Below are 16,094 nucleotides of genomic sequence, written 5' to 3'. Positions count from 1 at the left end.
CTCTATTGATTCACTAAAGATTGAGCCGAAGTAACGATATCATCGACACTTGGTAGCACATGATAGGCAGCACTACCTAACGGAATAAAGCTATCTTGCGCACAAATACGCATCAGCTTTTTACTTGCTAACTCAGGAACATTTTCATTGATCAAAGTGACCAACGCTTCGCTAATTGAACCCGTTTGGCGACACTCATCGACAATTAAGGTGTTTTTACATTGAGCAACATGAGCCACTATGCCTTTTTCATCAAGCGGGGCTAACCACTTTAAGTCAACAACGCGAGTAGATATTCCGTGCTCTTCTAATAATTTTTGGGCTTTTCGAGACATGTAATAACCGTTGCCATAAGTTAAAATACAAAGATCTTGTCCATCACCTTCAGCTTTAACGGACAAATCAGTTTCTTCACGCTGAGATTCCGCTGGTAGATAAGGAAACGTCCACAAACCATCACCGGCTTCATGTAAATCTTTGGTCATGTAAAGCGCTATTGGCTCTAAGAAAATAACGACGCGTTGTTCTTGATAAGCAAGTTTTACACAGTCTCTAAGCATTGTTTGCGCATCTGCACCGTTTGATGGGCAAGCGATAATAACCCCAGGAATATCACGAAAGACAGCGAATGAGTTATCATTATGAAAATGGCCGCCGAAGCCTTTTTGATAGGCAAGTCCCGCAACTCGGATAACCATAGGGTTAGTAAATTGTCCCTTTGAGAAAAAAGACAAGGTCGCCGCTTCACCACGTATTTGATCTTCTGCATTGTGGACATAAGCTAGAAACTGAATTTCTGGCATTGGAATAAAGCCATTGTGTGCAAGACCAATAGCGCCACCTAGTATAGATTGCTCATCAAGTAAGGTATTTAGTACGCGGTTTTTGCCAAATTGATCAACTAAGCGACTGGTGACATTATAAACACCACCTTTTTTAGCAATGTCTTCGCCAAGCATCACCACATTATCATATTGCGCCAGCAGCTCATGCAGAGTCCAATTAATTAACTTAGCTAAATGTTGAGGCTTATCTAAATTATGCTTTTCGTGAGCAAATATTTGTTGGCGACGCGCTTCATTTGGCACGCTAGGTAAAGATGAAGCCAATTTATCAGGGACAATACTGGCCATCACTTCTTCAGCATCGTTAAGTTTTGGTTGCTCGGCTATTTGCTCTGCAACTTGCTCAACTTGCTCGGCAACTTTGTAATAAATATCAACAATAGCTTCTGGTGTTAATATATCATTGTCGATTAATAACCTTGCAGTGTGAAGCAGTGGATCTTGCTGTTCATTAGCTTCAATGGCTTTAATATCTTTGTAAACAAACTCGGCATCTGAGCCGGCATGTCCTAACAAGCGCACCAGTTTTACATGCAAAAATACCGGCGCTTGCTTCTCTTTGGCATACTTTGCCGCTTCTTTAGAGGCACGATAAGTATCAAGTACGTTTAAACCGTTACAAGTAATATAGTGTAAGCCCGCTCTATTTTTGTAATTGGCCTCAACCCAGCCATCTGGTGTACGCGTTGAAATACCAATACCATTATCTTCACAAACAAAAACAATAGGCATAGGTAAAGATTGATATGAAGCCCATGCAGCACTGTTAATAGCACCTTGTGCAGTGGAGTGATTAGATGATGCATCACCGAAGCTACACACGATGACGCTGTCATCATTTAGTGGCGCTTCTAGCCCCATCCGACGGGCTAGGCCAATGGAAAACGCTGCCCCCATCGCCTTCGGCAAATGGGATGCAATGGTGCTGGTTTGCGGTGGAATATTTAGCGGTTTACTTCCTAAAACTTTGTGACGACCGCCAGAGATAGGGTCATTTTTAGACGCGGCAAACGAAAGCAACATATCGTGGATAGGCGTTTGCCCTGCCACTTGCTTACTGCGCTGAATAGTAAAAGCACCACTTCGATAATGTAAAAATGCCATATCGTTGACAGAAAACGCCTTGCCGCTGCCGGCATTTCCCTCATGGCCAGCGCTTCCTATCGTATAAAAGCTCTGTCCTTTTTTCTGCATCACCCGTGAGTGTAGATCTAAATGGCGACTGATAAGTTGAGTTTCAAATAAGTCGATTAATTCAACATCACTTAAGCCAACCTCGTTAGGAGAATAGCTACCTGATATATCAGGCAGCTGCTGACTTAACACATAACGGACAAAGTTTTCTTTTACACATTGATTTCTATCTGACATTCATCACTCCTGTGGTGCTACAAAACGTAAAGTAGGAAGCGCTCTTTGTTTAGAAAAACGCTTGAATGCCAGTTTGCGCGCGGCCTAGAATTAACGCATGAATATCATGAGTGCCTTCATAGGTGTTTACCGCTTCGAGGTTCATCATGTGACGGATCACGTGAAACTCATCAGCAATACCATTACCGCCATGCATATCACGAGCGATACGGGCGATTTCCAGCGCTTTGCCACAAGAGTTACGTTTCACCAGCGAAATAGCCTCTGGCGCCAATTGATTTTGGTCCATCAAGCGACCTACTTGTAAGCTAGCGAACAGGCCTGTTGTAATTTCAGTTTGCATGTCGGCAAGCTTCTTTTGCATTAACTGAGTCGACGCTAACGGCTTGCCAAATTGCTCTCTATCTAACGTGTATTGACGCGCAGCGTGCCAACAAAATTCTGCTGCACCTAACGCGCCCCAAGCAATACCGTAGCGTGCTTTGTTTAGACACCCGAATGGGCCAGACAATCCTTTAGCATGAGGAAGTAAGTTTTCTTCTGGAACAAAAACATTATCCATCACGATTTCACCCGTGATAGAAGCGCGCAGTGAAAATTTGCCTTCAATTTTAGGCGCGGATAATCCTTCCATGCCTTTTTCTAAAATAAAGCCTTTGATGACACCATCAAGTTTGGCCCAAACGATAAACACGTCAGCAATAGGCGAGTTGGTGATCCACATTTTGTTGCCTGTTAGGCGGTAACCACCGTCAACCGCTACGGCACGTGTCGATAAACTTGCAGGATCTGAACCAGAGTTAGGTTCTGTTAAACCAAAACAACCAATAAGTTCACCTGTTGCAAGTTTAGGTAAGTACTTCATCTTTTGCTCTTCAGTGCCATAGGCGTGAATGGGGTGCATCACTAACGACGACTGCACACTCATCGCACTTCGATAACCACTATCAACACGCTCTACTTCACGAGCAATCAAACCATAAGTCACATAATTAACGCCTGCACAACCATATTTTTCTTCAATGGTACAGCCGAGTAATCCTAGCTCACCAAGCTCTTGCATAATCTTAGGATCAAAGTGCTCATCTCGGTTTGCTTGTAATACTCTTGGCATTAATTGTTCTTGGCAATATTGATGAGCGCTATCACGAATCATGCGCTCCTCTTCCGAAAGTAAAGAGTCGAGTAATAATGGATCTTGCCAATTGAATTGCGGTTTATTTGTTGAAGTAGCCATGCTGGTCCTTTATTCATGATGAATTTTCTTGGCTACTAACTTATCTAATGCTTTAATAAAGTTAAAATATAGTTTTTATAGCTTAGCTATAGAAAATAACTATAACCTTGCTCAATTATCACTAAAAATACGGATAAGGAATGGTCAATGGACCTAAAACAGCTCAGTTATTTTATTGCCGTTTACGAAAAAGGTAGCATTAATGGTGCAGCTAAAGCGTGCTTTATAGCCCAACCTTCCATTTCACATGCCATCGCGCAATTAGAATCAGAATTAGCCCAACCGCTTTTCGTTAGACATTCTAAAGGAGTAGCGCCAACCGAACGAGGTGAGCAGCTCTACCCCTTAGCTAAACAAATGATAGGTCAAGCACAAGCGATCAAAGCGAGCTTTAATCAAGCAACCAGTAAACGAGCTTTTCGATTAGGTGTTACTAAAGGTCTTGGCGTTAAACGCATGAGTGTTTTACTTAAGTCATTTATCTCACAGCAAACTGATATGGAGCTAACGTTAGTGCCGCCTGAAGATAACTGTGATGCACGTATTGTCACCAAAGAAGAGCTAGATACCAACGAAAGCTTTCACCCGATATGGCAAGAAGACTATTTACTCGCTTTACCAATGCAGCACCCGCTTTCACTGAAAGACACCATTACGTTGACGGATTTAGATCAACTCGATTTTATTCAGCGTACACCATGTAGCGCTTGGCAGCGCTTAAATGACACCTTGACCTTATCTGGATATCAAGTTTCCATTCGCGCTAAAATCCAAACCATTGATTATGCGATTGGCTTAGTAAAAGCAGGGTTAGGCGGCGCCCTAGTACCCGCGCATAAAGAGTTAACAGAACAAACAGGCATTCGTTTGAAACCCATTGCAGGTTTGAGTTTAAGTCGTGAAATCGTGCTAGCGTATCAGCATAGTGACGATCGCATCGACAACTTAATTCATTTAATTAATACCTAATAAAGAGCTGAAAAGCAGCCCACCAACCAATTAAACACCTTTGTGGTGACTTCTTACAAATACTGACATTTACGATCAGTTTTGCCACACAATGGCAAAAGAATCCAACAGCCAATCATAGAAGAATATTCCCATAAAAAAACACCAAGGGAATACAATGAAATTAACAAATGTCACCTTACTTGCTTTAGCAATAACCAGCGCTTTCGCACAAAGCGCTCATGCTCAACAGCAAGATGATTCAAATAAACAAGCCGAAAAGCAACATAAAGAAATCGAAAAAATAGAAGTTACAGGAAGACGTAATCAAGCCTTGACTGAAGTTACGCCACATACGGAAAAACTACTGAAAATTGCAGGGATAGATAACGATCCATTAAACGCTGTTTATAGTATGCCGGGCGTTGTTTACGCAGGTGGCGATGACGGTGGTGAACCTGCTATAAGAGGTTCATCTCCCGATGATAATGCTTTTTACATTGATAATTTACCTGTTGGTTACATCTTTCATTTATTCGGCGACAGTATTTTTAATAAAAACATTGTACGAGACTTTTCGCTAGAACCAGCAGCCTTTGACAGCCAGTACGGCAATGCCACCGGCGGAATTTTTGATGTGCAATTACGCGATCCACGCCACCAAGATGTTAGCACGACCATAGACGCTAGCTTAATAAAAACCGGAATTTTAGTAGAAGGTGGGACTTTCGAAGATCAGGCTTTTTACGCGTCTTACCGCCGATCTAATATCCACTTATTTCTCGATGAAGGTGAAGAAGATGAAGGCTACACTATTTTTAAAGCGCCAATTAGTGATGACTATCAAGCTAAATACCAATGGCTTATTGGTGATAGTCACAAATTAACCGCTACTTTTACCGGGGCGAGTGACACGGGTGGATTAAACATTTCAAAGACTTCTGAAACTGGCCGCATCGACCCCGACATGGTCGGTGACTTGCGACTAGATACTAAATTTAATGCGCAAAGTATTAACTGGCAATACTTTGCAAGCGACAATCAGTTTTTACAATTAACCTTAGGTAATAATTCAGGAGAGCAAACTGAATCATTTGGCTCAGGGCAATTTGTTAAGGTCAAAGAAAAGCTCAGTCATGCGCGATTAGCTTATCATTGGAACTGGCATCCTGATCACAAGCTTCAAGCGGGTATTGATTGGGAAAAACAAGACGTAGATTATAGCTACGACATTATTCCTTATTACTGTACTGATCATCAACAAGACTGCAGAAGTCAAAAAGGTGAGCGAATTCAAGATGTTGATACGCTTTTACAACAAACCACCGCATTTTATATAACGGAACAATGGAAGTTCCACCCCGATTTTCAAGCTGATGTTGGCTTTAGAGCGGAGCGAAATGACTACACAGATCAATCTTTTATTCATCCTAGGCTCGCCCTTCATTGGTACAGCACTGAAGATTTAAGTTTTAGTTTAAAGTACGGAAGTTATAGCCGCTTTCCTGATATAGATACCGCGTTAAAAAAAGTTGGCAATCCAAATATTAAGTCACCTGAAGCCATTCATTACTCTTTTAAAACGGAGTATCAATATAGTGACCTTTGGAAAACAACCATCGACCTCTACTATAAAGATATGAGCGAACTTGCTCGCGCATTAGATGATGCACCGACGAACGATTTACGTTACACCAATGATATGTCGGGCAGTGCGAAAGGTGTTGAATGGGTGATAGAGCGGGAACTTGCTGATGATTGGTATGGTTGGGCGTCAATCAGTTGGTCGAAAAGTGACCGTACAGACGATGTAACCAATGTCACGCAAGAATATTATTTAGACACGCCATTATTAGCTAATTTAGTGGTCAACTATCAAATAAATGAACGCTGGGATGTTGGCGCTAGATTGACTATTCGTAGTGGTCAAAAGTATACGCCAATTATTGGATTAAGAGACAACCCAGATCATGACAATCATTTCCTCCCTGTATATGGTGATTTAAATACTAAAACGTTACCCACCTATGTGAGACTTGATTTACAGGCCAATTACAAAACCAATTACTGGGGGCAGAATGTCGAATGGAACTTTGCCATTTTAAATGCCACTAACAGTGAGAATATCTCTGGTTACTATTATGACCCGCAAGACGGTGACACGTTAACCAAATACAGCATTGAAGGAGAAGAAGGCTTGGAAATGTTTCCGTCCATAGGCTTTACCATCGACTTCTAATGAACTACTAGCAAAATTTCTTGAAGTAGAAATTTTCTTACAAATTTTGAACATTTTTACCGGGGTCAGCTAGTGCCCCGGCTTTATGGTTTTTGTTACAATAACGTAAATGCATTTGAAATCCTCTTAGAATACTTCTCAATGTAGATTCTTTGCCAATTTCAATAACAAGCATATCGAGAATAAAGAAGATAAAACAAAGGCCGTTCTGCGCTAAAAACAATAACTATTAATAAGAATCTAGGTCTCAGGGACACTACCATGTATCAAAAACTTGCGTTGGTTATTTTGCTACTTATCAGCAGCACAGTGCTTGCCAATGATAAAAAACCAGAAAAAGAAACAACTATTTTCGATGAAACCTTTAGTTGGGATGTTCAAGCAGGGATTTCTGTTGCTAAACAAAAAATAATGCTTACTGATGTTGAGCAAAATGACATTAGTAATTACCTCAATGTTTTGCTGCTGATAGACCTGTACTACAAAGGCTTTTTTGTTCAGTCTAATTACAACCGATTTGATACCCACACTCTTGGCGGCGAAATAGGCTACCAACTGCATGTAGCAGAAGATTGGGAGCTAGACCTTATCGCAAAGTCTTATTTTCCTTCCATTAATCCAAAAGTAATTATGGAAGAAGCTGATAAAGAAATCCCGATACTACAAGGTTTGAAAAATCGAAGTATTGGTGAAGGCCTCGCCTTGCGATACACACGTTACCTCGATAGTAGTTTTTTCTCTGTCGATGTAGCAAAACTAGCCCCAGTAGATGGCTCCGATGATTTTGTTATCGAAGGCTTTTATAGCCACCTTATTCCATATCGCAATTGGGATGTTTATTTAAATGGCAGCTTAACTTACTACGCCCAAGGAGTAATGGACTATTACTACGGAATATCTGCTGAAGAAGCCAACGAACTGCGCCCTGAGCATGAAGCTGATTCCGCATTCAAAGGACAAGTAGAAGTTTTTGTCCAACACCCACTATCTGAATCATGGACGTTCAGCGCAGGTTTAAGTTACGCCCAGTATTCTAGCAGTATCGAAGATAGTCCATTAATTTCCAGTAGCAATACCGCTACGGCAATGATGGGGGTGCTGTATGTATTTTAGGAGCCACCGACGGAACAGGTGGCTGAGCTTTTTTAGCTACTTTTGTATCGGAATAGGTATAAGTTTTTCTTTGCAAGCCCAGCAAACATTGACTTATACACAGCAAGAAGACGTTATTCTTGCCACTAAACCGTCAAGTTGCGTATCTCTGCATCAAGGGAGAATTTGTTACGCACGTATTTTAGTAAATTGGCAAGTTTCAAAGCGTGGCAATTATTGTTTAGTGAATCAAACATCGAAAAAGCAATTGAAATGCTGGCGTCAAGCGACACAACAACAATTTGCTTATGAATTTGAGTCTAAAGAAAGCATGACCTTTCAGTTAGTCGATGCCGATAATAATCAGGTCGTTGCTGACACAGAAATAAAAGTTGGGTGGGTGCATAAATCAACACCGCGAAAGAGGCGATGGCGCTTATTTTAAAGGAGAAAGCCAATGACGCAGCAAACCAAAATTCTCTTAGTTGAAGATGATTTACCGTTAGCTGATTGGATTGTTGAATACCTTCAGCAACAAGAATACGCGGTAAAGCATGTCGCAAGAGGCGATAAAGTTGAAGAACAACTTCAAACTTGGCAACCTGATCTTGTATTACTAGACGTTATGTTGCCGGGGCTTAATGGCATAGAGGTGTGCCGACTGATCCGCAGTCAGTCTAACTTGCCTATCATCATGCTAACGGCTAGAGCCGATGAGTTCGATGAAGTCATCGGCTTGGAAGCGGGTGCAAACGACTATGTTATTAAGCCTGTGCGACCAAGAGCCTTACTGGCTCGTATTCAAAGTATGTTGAAAAATACCGCTCAAACTTCGTCACCTGTCACGGTAATAAAGCTAGGCCAATTAGAAATCAATCAAGAAGCAAATCGCGTTACTTACCAAGGTGAAGAAGTGGAACTATCAACCAGCTTGTTCTCATTTTTATGGTTTTTAGCTAGTCATGCTGGCGAAGTAGTAGATAGAGACGCGGTTTTTAAAGCGCTAAAAGGTCGAGAGTATGATGGCCAAGATCGACGTTTTGACGTAATGATGTCTACCTTACGCAAAATATTTAACGATGACCCGCAAAGCCCTAAAAAGCTGAAAACAGTATGGGGTAAAGGGTATTTATTTGTTGCGGATGCTTGGGAATAAACGACCATGATCCGTTTGTTTGTCAGCATAGTTTTAGTCGTTTTTGGTTCACTCATCGCTATTGGTTGGGGTATAGACCGCTTTATGCTGTCACAGGAAGTTAAGCACCCTCAGCCGGAAACTTTAAGTGTCCATCAAACGCTACTTCACGGTGTGGCCGAGCGGCTCGCTAAATTAGAAGACCAGCAACTTCTTATTGAAACAGACAAAATTTCAACGACGTTTAACCTGCCTCTCGATATTATCGATGCCAATGATATTGCCTTACCACAAGCACTCACATCGCAGCTTTCTACTCAAGCGGGTTTGACGCTAACCACAGATGAGCAATATTACTTACTAAGAACCATCCCAAAACACCCTAATTATTTGGTGCGGTTATTTTTGCCAAAGCCAGAAGAAGACAATCATAAGCTCAACGTATTACTCACGGCCATTTTGTATTCTGGTGTATGCATCATCTTACTTGCTTGGCTTTTTCCTTTAGCTAGACGCTTGTATTTACTCACACAAGCAGCAGGGAAGATTGCCCAAGGCGAACATGGCGTTAGAGTAAAGTTAAGTACTTTTTCTAATATATATGCCTTAGAAAAACGATTTAACTTTATGGCGGCACAAATCGAAAAGCTAATGGCAGATAACAAATTACTTGCCCGCAGTTTATCTCACGACATTCGTACGCCGATGTCTTGCCTCAGGTTTGGTGTCGAAGCTGCAATAGACACACCTGATGTCAAAAAGAAAGATGAGTATTTGGCTCGAATGGAGGTTGAGCTTACTCGCATGGAAGATATGACGAGTGCATTTCTCTCATACGCGAGCATGGAGCGACAAGGTATTAAACTACAACGTGAAGTGGTGGATATTGCAGGGTATTTTACTATGCTTGTGCTCGAATTTCAGGATTTAGCCGACCAACACAACCTAAAGCTTAACCTTAACACCAATAACATCTCAGGTAATGTAGAAATCGATCACCACTGGTTCTCAAGAGCGATACAAAACTTATTAAGTAATGCTGTCCAATACGCAAATACGCAAATAGAAATATCACTTAAGACACACAACAAACGTCTTCAAATCTTAGTGCAAGACGACGGTAACGGCATAGATGAAGAAAACATAGATAAAATCTTCGCCCCTTTTGTTAAATTAGACGATGACAAATCCAGAGAACAAGGACATTTTGGTTTAGGTCTTGCTATTTGTGCCAAGGTCGTTAACTGGCACTCAGGTACCATTTCCGCAGCTAACTCCACCTCTCTGAGTGGCGCTTGTTTTACGATAGAATTACCTCTTGCAGGAAAATAGATAAGCCGTTAGAAATATCAGCTCACTTGCTTGATATTCTAGCGTCTAATCAGTAACGTAAAGCCATTATCCAACAACAATAAAAACCTATCATGACTAAGTTCAACCGACGCGACTTTTTAAAGTCTGCCGCTGCTGTTTCCGCCGCAGGAATTGCCGCTGCGCATGCTGATACATTCACGCAAATACCCAGCAATTTTAAGCCTGGTCAATATAAATCAGTTATGGGGTTAACAGCGCCGGCTATGTCTGTTGTGCGTGTTGGCTTTATCGGTGTCGGAGAGCGAGGCATTAATCATGTGCACCACCTGTGTCATATCGACGGCGTAGAAATTAAAGCCATTTGCGATATCCATCAAGATGTTATCGACGATGCGGTCGATTATGTTGTTAAACAAGGTCATCAATCGCCAGATCAGTACACAGGTTCCGATCTCGCTTATAAAGATATGTTGTCTCGTCAGGACATAGATATCGTTATCATTTCAACGCCTTGGCAATGGCACACCCCAATGGCTGTAGACACCATGAATAGTGGTAAACATGCCTTTGTCGAAGTCCCCGTTGCAACAACCGTTGAAGAATGTTGGTTGCTGGTAGATACCGCTGAACGAACACAGAAAAACTGCATGATGCTGGAAAACGTCTGCTATGGCCGAGACGAACTCATGGTATTAAACATGGTACGCCAAGGCTTATTTGGTGACCTTTTGCACGGTGAAGCTGCCTATATTCATGAACTCAGATGGCAAATGAAACAAGTTGACCGAAAAACAGGTTCTTGGCGTACAGGGTGGCACAGTAAAACCAACGGTAATCTCTACCCTACTCATGGTCTTGGCCCTGTCGCACAATACATGAATATTAATAGAGGTGATCGTTTTGATTACCTAACCTCGATGAGCAGCAATGCCTTGGGCAGACAGCAATATGCACAACGTGAATTTCCAGCAGATCATCAGCGAAATAAATCCACTTATATCAATGGTGATATGAGCACGACCACGATAAAAACAAAACTCGGTAAAACGATTGTTGTTCAGCATGATACGACAACACCTAGGCCTTATACTCGCCACAACATGATCCAAGGAACCAACGGTATTTTTAGTGGTTTTCCAAATAAAATTGCTCTCGAAAACGTTCCAGATAAAATTGCTGCTCTTTACCAGCAACAGCACGAGCTAGCGGTAAAACAATGGGAACAACAGGGTAAAAAAGGAAGAAAGCCTCAGGCTCAGTCATTCCACCAATGGGATAGAGACATGTCTCACTGGTATGAAGCATTTGAACATCCTTTATGGGAAAAAATGGGCGCAGAGGCCGAAAAAAATGGTGGTCACGGTGGTATGGATTTTCTCATGCTGTGGCGCATGATTTATTGTCTACGTAACGGTCAGCCTCTGGATCAAGATGTATACGATGCTACAGCATGGTCAGTTATTATGCCTTTAAGCGCGCAATCAGTTGCTAACAGAAGTAACAGTATTGATGTACCTGACTTTACCCGCGGTGTATGGGAGAAAGCCCAACCACTAGGTATTGTTTCTTAAAGGGCACTAAATAAAATGACTGTGCGCTCATTAGTGGTGCTTGCTGCGGGGAACGGTTCACGTTTTGGTGGACCTAAACAGTTCCACCTTTTTGCGCCGTTAAATCTCACTTTACTTGAATACAACCTAAGAAATGGTATTGCCACTGGCATTAATCACCTCGTTATTATCTGCCGCGCAATTCACAAAGAGTATATAGATGAACTTGTCACCAGACTGCCCGAAGAAGTTAAGGTTGACCTCGCAATACAAGATAACGCTAACCTTCCAGACCACTGTCTAATAACAGCCGCTAGAGAAAAGCCTTTGGGTACTGCGCACGCATTATGGTGTGCTAAGCCTTATTTAACTAACGCTTTTATTGTTATTAATGGCGATGACTATTACGGACCTTCTGCATTTTCTTTATCACAAAACATTGAAAATAACTGGGTGCTCATGGTCGCGTTTTTAGCAGGCAATACCCTCTCTCAAAATGGCGGTGTAAACAGAGGAGTATGTCAAACTAAACATCTGCAACTTGTCGCTATTGAAGAAGTTTATTCTATTGAACAAAAAGGTAGTGATTTAATAGGGTTAGACAAAGAAAACAAGCAAATAACCATCGAAAAATCCCAACTTGTTTCTATGAATTTCTGGTGTTTTTCTTGTGATATATTTTCTGCTATTGAACAGGTTTTATTGGACACCTTTTCAAATACTTCCATTCAAGAGCAAGAGGCCCTTTTACCTGATGCCGTTGCCACTATAATTAGCCAACAGCCAGATAAAACAAGGGTTGAGACTTCACATGACGCTTGGTTTGGCGTAACATATTCCGCTGATTGCCTTTATGTTGAACAGGCATTAAAACAACAATTTTAATAACAAGCTGTCATTGAGCTACCTGTTAAAATAGAAAGGACTTTTCCCGTATGAGCAGTAATTTTGATCCACAATACTTAAATCAAGTGTTAAGTCATTATGATTGTTCGCTGAATAATAGCCAAGTCTCCCCGTTAGGTAACGGCTTAATCAATGATACGTTTCTAGTAAAAAACGCTAATGTTAGCTTTGTCTTGCAAAGAGTAAATCATCACGTCTTCCCGCAACCGGCTCACGTCGTTGAAAATGCCAACCAAATCAACCAACACTTAGTGGAAAAAATTGCGCAGAACCAATACTCGCTTAATGCAATTGGCACTCATAAAACCACTGAAAAAAAATCAATAGTCGTTATCGGCGAAGATCACTGGCGAGCTATTGCTTTTATTCCTAAGTGTTTTACCGTTGAAGCCGTATCAAATGAAGAGCAAGCGCTTCAGGTCGCTCAAGCTTTTGGGCAATTTAGTGCGGCATTAAGCGACTTTCCGGCAAAAGAACTGAACATCATCATCAACAAGTTTCATGATTTAGACCACAGGGTCACTCAGTTAAAACAAGCGATTAAACTTGATGTAAAAAATCGTGTAAAACAATGCCAAAGTATCATCGATTATTGTTTCGCTCAAAAAGACTTCATAACAGAAGTTGCAATTACGGTAAAACAATTACCGGTGCAGGTAACCCATAACGATACCAAAATTAATAATTTACTGTTTAGTGAAGTCACACAACAACCAACAGCAGTAATTGATTTAGACACCTGTATGCCCGGCTACCTAATGCATGATTTCGGTGACATGGTACGCACTTGCTGCTCAAACTTACCTGAAGACGGTACCGACATTACCACAATGAAAGTTCGCTTCGATATTTTTCGCGGATTAGCAAATGGCTATCAATCCAGCTTTGGCAGTAACTTATCGGCCATAGAACAAACGAGTTTGATATTAGGGGCGCAATTATTACCTTTTATGATTGGCATTCGTTTTTTAACGGACTACATAAACGGCGATGTGTATTTTCATACTCAGCACAATCAGCACAATCTAGATCGCGCCCTTAATCAGATGCATTTATATCGTTTACTGTCTTCACAACGCGATAAACTCTCAGAAATTATTTATTCATACTCGATAGTAGAGAAACAATCGATAGCAGTTAACGCGAGCATACTGTAATCATTTTGTTTCATAACTATCTCCTCTATTTACTTCCCAAGACAATGGGCATATAAATATTCAGATACTGTGGATATTTTCACAATAAATCGTATATTTTATATAACAAGAATTCACTAGCGCACTCCAATTGAACAATGATAGTCTAGAATTTTACTGGGTATCTATGCACAGATATTGAGTTAAATCGTAGATTTTAATTTTAATGCTAAACAATAGGTTAAAGGCGAATTTTTCCGTTCCTGGTTAATGTTATTGCCTTCGCCTAAACGAGGTTTATTCACATGAAATTAAGCTTTAAAGTGGGCGCACTTATAGCTCTTATTTTACTGTCCTTTATTATGCTGATGGTAGTAGGTTTAACAACATTAAGAATAGCAAGTAATGATGATAACCAAGCTCGCGTAGAGCAATTATTTAAATCTACCTATAACATGATTGTTGAAATAGAGGATTATGTTGCCGCTGGAAAAATGGAAGAATCAGCAGCCAAGCAACTTGCTACACAATTATTAAGAGAAAATAAATATCATCAATCTGAATACGTATACGTAGCAGATAGCGATTTAAACTTCATCGCCACACCAAACGACCCTGAACTGCACGGTACCAGTTTTCACGAGTTTAAAGATGGTAATGGCAGCAGTGTTGGTAATATTTTACAAAACGCCGTGCGCCGTTCGCCGAACAGAATTGCTCAGTATGAATGGACCCAAAGACAAGCAGATGGTTCGATTGAAGACAAACTATCCATTGCGAGACAAACACCAGTATGGGGCTGGTATGTAGGCACAGGCATTGGTTTTGCTGAAGTTGAAGCGAGATTTTGGTCTAGTGCTAAGTGGCAAGTTTTTATTTGTTTAGCATTAACGGCGATGCTAGGTGTCGTCCTCATCTATACAACACGAAAACTGCTCGATGACTTAGGTGGCGAACCGTCACAAGTATTAAAACTAGTACAAAAAGTTGCTTCTGGCGACTTAACCACAAACGATCAATCACATACAGCAAGACCTGACTCAATTTATGGCTCGACCCTAACTTTAAGTCAGTCCTTAGCCACTATTTTAGGTAGTGTAGAAAAATCCATAGAGCAGATTAGAAAAGAAACTGAAGGCGCGAATCAGCGCACTGACGAGTTAGATCGCACGTTTGACGCGCAGCGTGCCGAAATCGATATGGTAGCAACTGCAATGACAGAAATGTCATCCTCCTCACAAACTGTTGCCGACAACGCAAACGCAGCAGCAGACTCTACGTCTCAAGCAGATGAACAAGGCAATAAGGCTCATGGTATTGTTAATGGTGCAGTATCCTCCATTGAAGCGCTAGCTGGACAAATAGAAGACGCCAGCACCGTAATTACAGAGCTCGGCGAAGATGTCGCTAATATTGTTTCCGTATTAGATGTTATCCGTGGTATTGCAGACCAAACGAATCTGTTAGCGCTCAACGCAGCAATCGAAGCAGCTCGCGCCGGTGAGCAAGGACGCGGGTTTGCAGTAGTTGCCGAAGAGGTAAGAAACTTAGCAAAACGCACACAAGATAGCACCGAGGAAATTCAACAAATGATTGAACGCTTGCAATCAGGTTCACATAGAGGTGTTGAATCTATGTTAGCAAGCCAGTCGTCTAGCGAAGGAACTGTTGAACAAACCAAACAAGCTGCCGACGCACTAGAACAAATAGCTCAAGCCCTTTCTAGCATTACAGAAATGAACAATCATATCGCTACCGCAGCCGATGAACAAAACAAAGTCGGCGAAGACATTTCACGCCGAGTCAATATGATCGCAGAAAGTTCACATGATGCAGCAGATCTAGCACACGCAGGCAAACAAGCAACTGAAGTACTCATTGCACAAACCAACGACTTGGAAGAATTAATGCAACACTTTCGCACTAAATAGGTGTACGAAAAATTCTTTTGTATTTATTTAATAACTCATGCCAAATAAAAAGCTGATTTTTACTTATTTAAAATCAGCTTTTTAGTTCATTTAACCAATATTCCGTAAATAATAGATTACATCTATTTAACATTATTGCCGGAATAATTTCTGATAACGCTGTCAATATTTCTATCCTTTGCTAGTCTTAAAGGTGTTTCGAAGACCAACGAAACACATTGCCCTAAAACGACTAAATTGTATTGCAAGTGCTTTTCAGGGGTGTCAATGCGCTTACAAAGATGTTTGTCGTTAAATTAACAGCAGGCCAGTACTCTCCCCTCGGCCTGCTGTTCTCTCTTCTGGTCATAGCGATGTTTTCCTAAACTCTTTAGCCGCGTATACTGTAGC

At 41.2% G+C, this 16,094-nt stretch carries 12 protein-coding genes; 10 read left to right on the top strand and 2 right to left on the bottom strand.

The genetic code is table 11. The annotated features are described in order from the left end of the window. Positions 1-2: 2 nt before the first annotated feature. On the bottom strand, positions 3-2,216 hold the full coding sequence (locus ACOB80_RS00135; protein WP_473163764.1) for a dehydrogenase E1 component subunit alpha/beta: 2,214 nt from the start codon (positions 2,214-2,216) through the stop codon (positions 3-5). A gap of 49 nt (positions 2,217-2,265) precedes the next feature. Further along, positions 2,266-3,453 (bottom strand): acyl-CoA dehydrogenase, encoded by a 1,188-nt coding sequence (locus ACOB80_RS00130; RefSeq protein ID WP_473163763.1) that lies wholly within the window; start codon positions 3,451-3,453, stop codon positions 2,266-2,268. Between the two features lie 147 nt (positions 3,454-3,600). Between ACOB80_RS00130 and ACOB80_RS00125 the strand changes: the two genes are divergently transcribed. The 10 genes from ACOB80_RS00125 (at position 3,601) to ACOB80_RS00080 (ending at position 15,704) form a co-directional block, all read left to right on the top strand. Further along, entirely contained in the window at positions 3,601-4,422 is an 822-nt protein-coding gene (locus tag ACOB80_RS00125; RefSeq protein WP_473163762.1) for a LysR family transcriptional regulator, read from the top strand. A gap of 157 nt (positions 4,423-4,579) precedes the next feature. Then, entirely contained in the window at positions 4,580-6,640 is a 2,061-nt protein-coding gene (locus ACOB80_RS00120; RefSeq protein ID WP_473163761.1) for a TonB-dependent receptor, read from the top strand. A gap of 261 nt (positions 6,641-6,901) precedes the next feature. Continuing rightward, on the top strand, positions 6,902-7,753 hold the full coding sequence (locus ACOB80_RS00115) for a MipA/OmpV family protein (RefSeq protein ID WP_473163760.1): 852 nt from the start codon (positions 6,902-6,904) through the stop codon (positions 7,751-7,753). A gap of 70 nt (positions 7,754-7,823) precedes the next feature. Further along, complete coding sequence (locus ACOB80_RS00110; protein ID WP_473163759.1) at positions 7,824-8,177, top strand: DUF3019 domain-containing protein; 354 nt, start codon at positions 7,824-7,826, stop codon at positions 8,175-8,177. Positions 8,178-8,189: 12 nt separating this feature from the next. Next, entirely contained in the window at positions 8,190-8,888 is a 699-nt protein-coding gene (locus ACOB80_RS00105) for a response regulator (RefSeq protein ID WP_473163758.1), read from the top strand. A gap of 6 nt (positions 8,889-8,894) precedes the next feature. Then, a complete protein-coding gene (locus tag ACOB80_RS00100; RefSeq protein ID WP_473163757.1) occupies positions 8,895-10,199 on the top strand; it encodes a sensor histidine kinase in 1,305 nt (434 codons plus the stop codon). Positions 10,200-10,291: 92 nt separating this feature from the next. Next, complete coding sequence (locus ACOB80_RS00095; RefSeq protein WP_473163756.1) at positions 10,292-11,752, top strand: Gfo/Idh/MocA family protein; 1,461 nt, start codon at positions 10,292-10,294, stop codon at positions 11,750-11,752. Positions 11,753-11,767: 15 nt separating this feature from the next. Continuing rightward, the gene (locus ACOB80_RS00090) at positions 11,768-12,616 is read left to right on the top strand and encodes a sugar phosphate nucleotidyltransferase (RefSeq protein WP_473163755.1); all 849 of its coding nucleotides are present in this window, start codon (positions 11,768-11,770) and stop codon (positions 12,614-12,616) included. 50 nt (positions 12,617-12,666) lie between these two features. Further along, positions 12,667-13,794, top strand: a complete 1,128-nt coding sequence (locus ACOB80_RS00085) for a phosphotransferase enzyme family protein (RefSeq protein WP_473163754.1) — start codon at positions 12,667-12,669, stop codon at positions 13,792-13,794. Positions 13,795-14,078: 284 nt separating this feature from the next. Continuing rightward, a complete protein-coding gene (locus tag ACOB80_RS00080) occupies positions 14,079-15,704 on the top strand; it encodes a methyl-accepting chemotaxis protein (RefSeq protein WP_473163753.1) in 1,626 nt (541 codons plus the stop codon). The last annotated feature ends 390 nt before the right edge of the window (positions 15,705-16,094 follow it).

The organism is Thalassotalea coralli (genome assembly GCF_055786205.1).
Note: the sequence above shows the minus strand (reverse complement) of the source record. Positions and strands in the feature narration are given on the sequence as shown.

Bases quoted from the DNA above. Each gene is read 5' to 3' on its own strand.
- ACOB80_RS00130 (WP_473163763.1), bottom strand. From the start codon at position 3,453: ATGGCTACTTCAACAAATAAACCGCAATTCAATTGGCAAGATCCATTA.
- ACOB80_RS00105 (WP_473163758.1), top strand. From the start codon at position 8,190: ATGACGCAGCAAACCAAAATTCTCTTAGTTGAAGATGATTTACCGTTA.
- ACOB80_RS00090 (WP_473163755.1), top strand. From the start codon at position 11,768: ATGACTGTGCGCTCATTAGTGGTGCTTGCTGCGGGGAACGGTTCACGT.
- ACOB80_RS00125 (WP_473163762.1), top strand. From the start codon at position 3,601: ATGGACCTAAAACAGCTCAGTTATTTTATTGCCGTTTACGAAAAAGGT.
- ACOB80_RS00135 (WP_473163764.1), bottom strand. From the start codon at position 2,216: ATGTCAGATAGAAATCAATGTGTAAAAGAAAACTTTGTCCGTTATGTG.
- ACOB80_RS00095 (WP_473163756.1), top strand. From the start codon at position 10,292: ATGACTAAGTTCAACCGACGCGACTTTTTAAAGTCTGCCGCTGCTGTT.
- ACOB80_RS00085 (WP_473163754.1), top strand. From the start codon at position 12,667: ATGAGCAGTAATTTTGATCCACAATACTTAAATCAAGTGTTAAGTCAT.
- ACOB80_RS00080 (WP_473163753.1), top strand. From the start codon at position 14,079: ATGAAATTAAGCTTTAAAGTGGGCGCACTTATAGCTCTTATTTTACTG.
- ACOB80_RS00115 (WP_473163760.1), top strand. From the start codon at position 6,902: ATGTATCAAAAACTTGCGTTGGTTATTTTGCTACTTATCAGCAGCACA.
- ACOB80_RS00120 (WP_473163761.1), top strand. From the start codon at position 4,580: ATGAAATTAACAAATGTCACCTTACTTGCTTTAGCAATAACCAGCGCT.
- ACOB80_RS00100 (WP_473163757.1), top strand. From the start codon at position 8,895: ATGATCCGTTTGTTTGTCAGCATAGTTTTAGTCGTTTTTGGTTCACTC.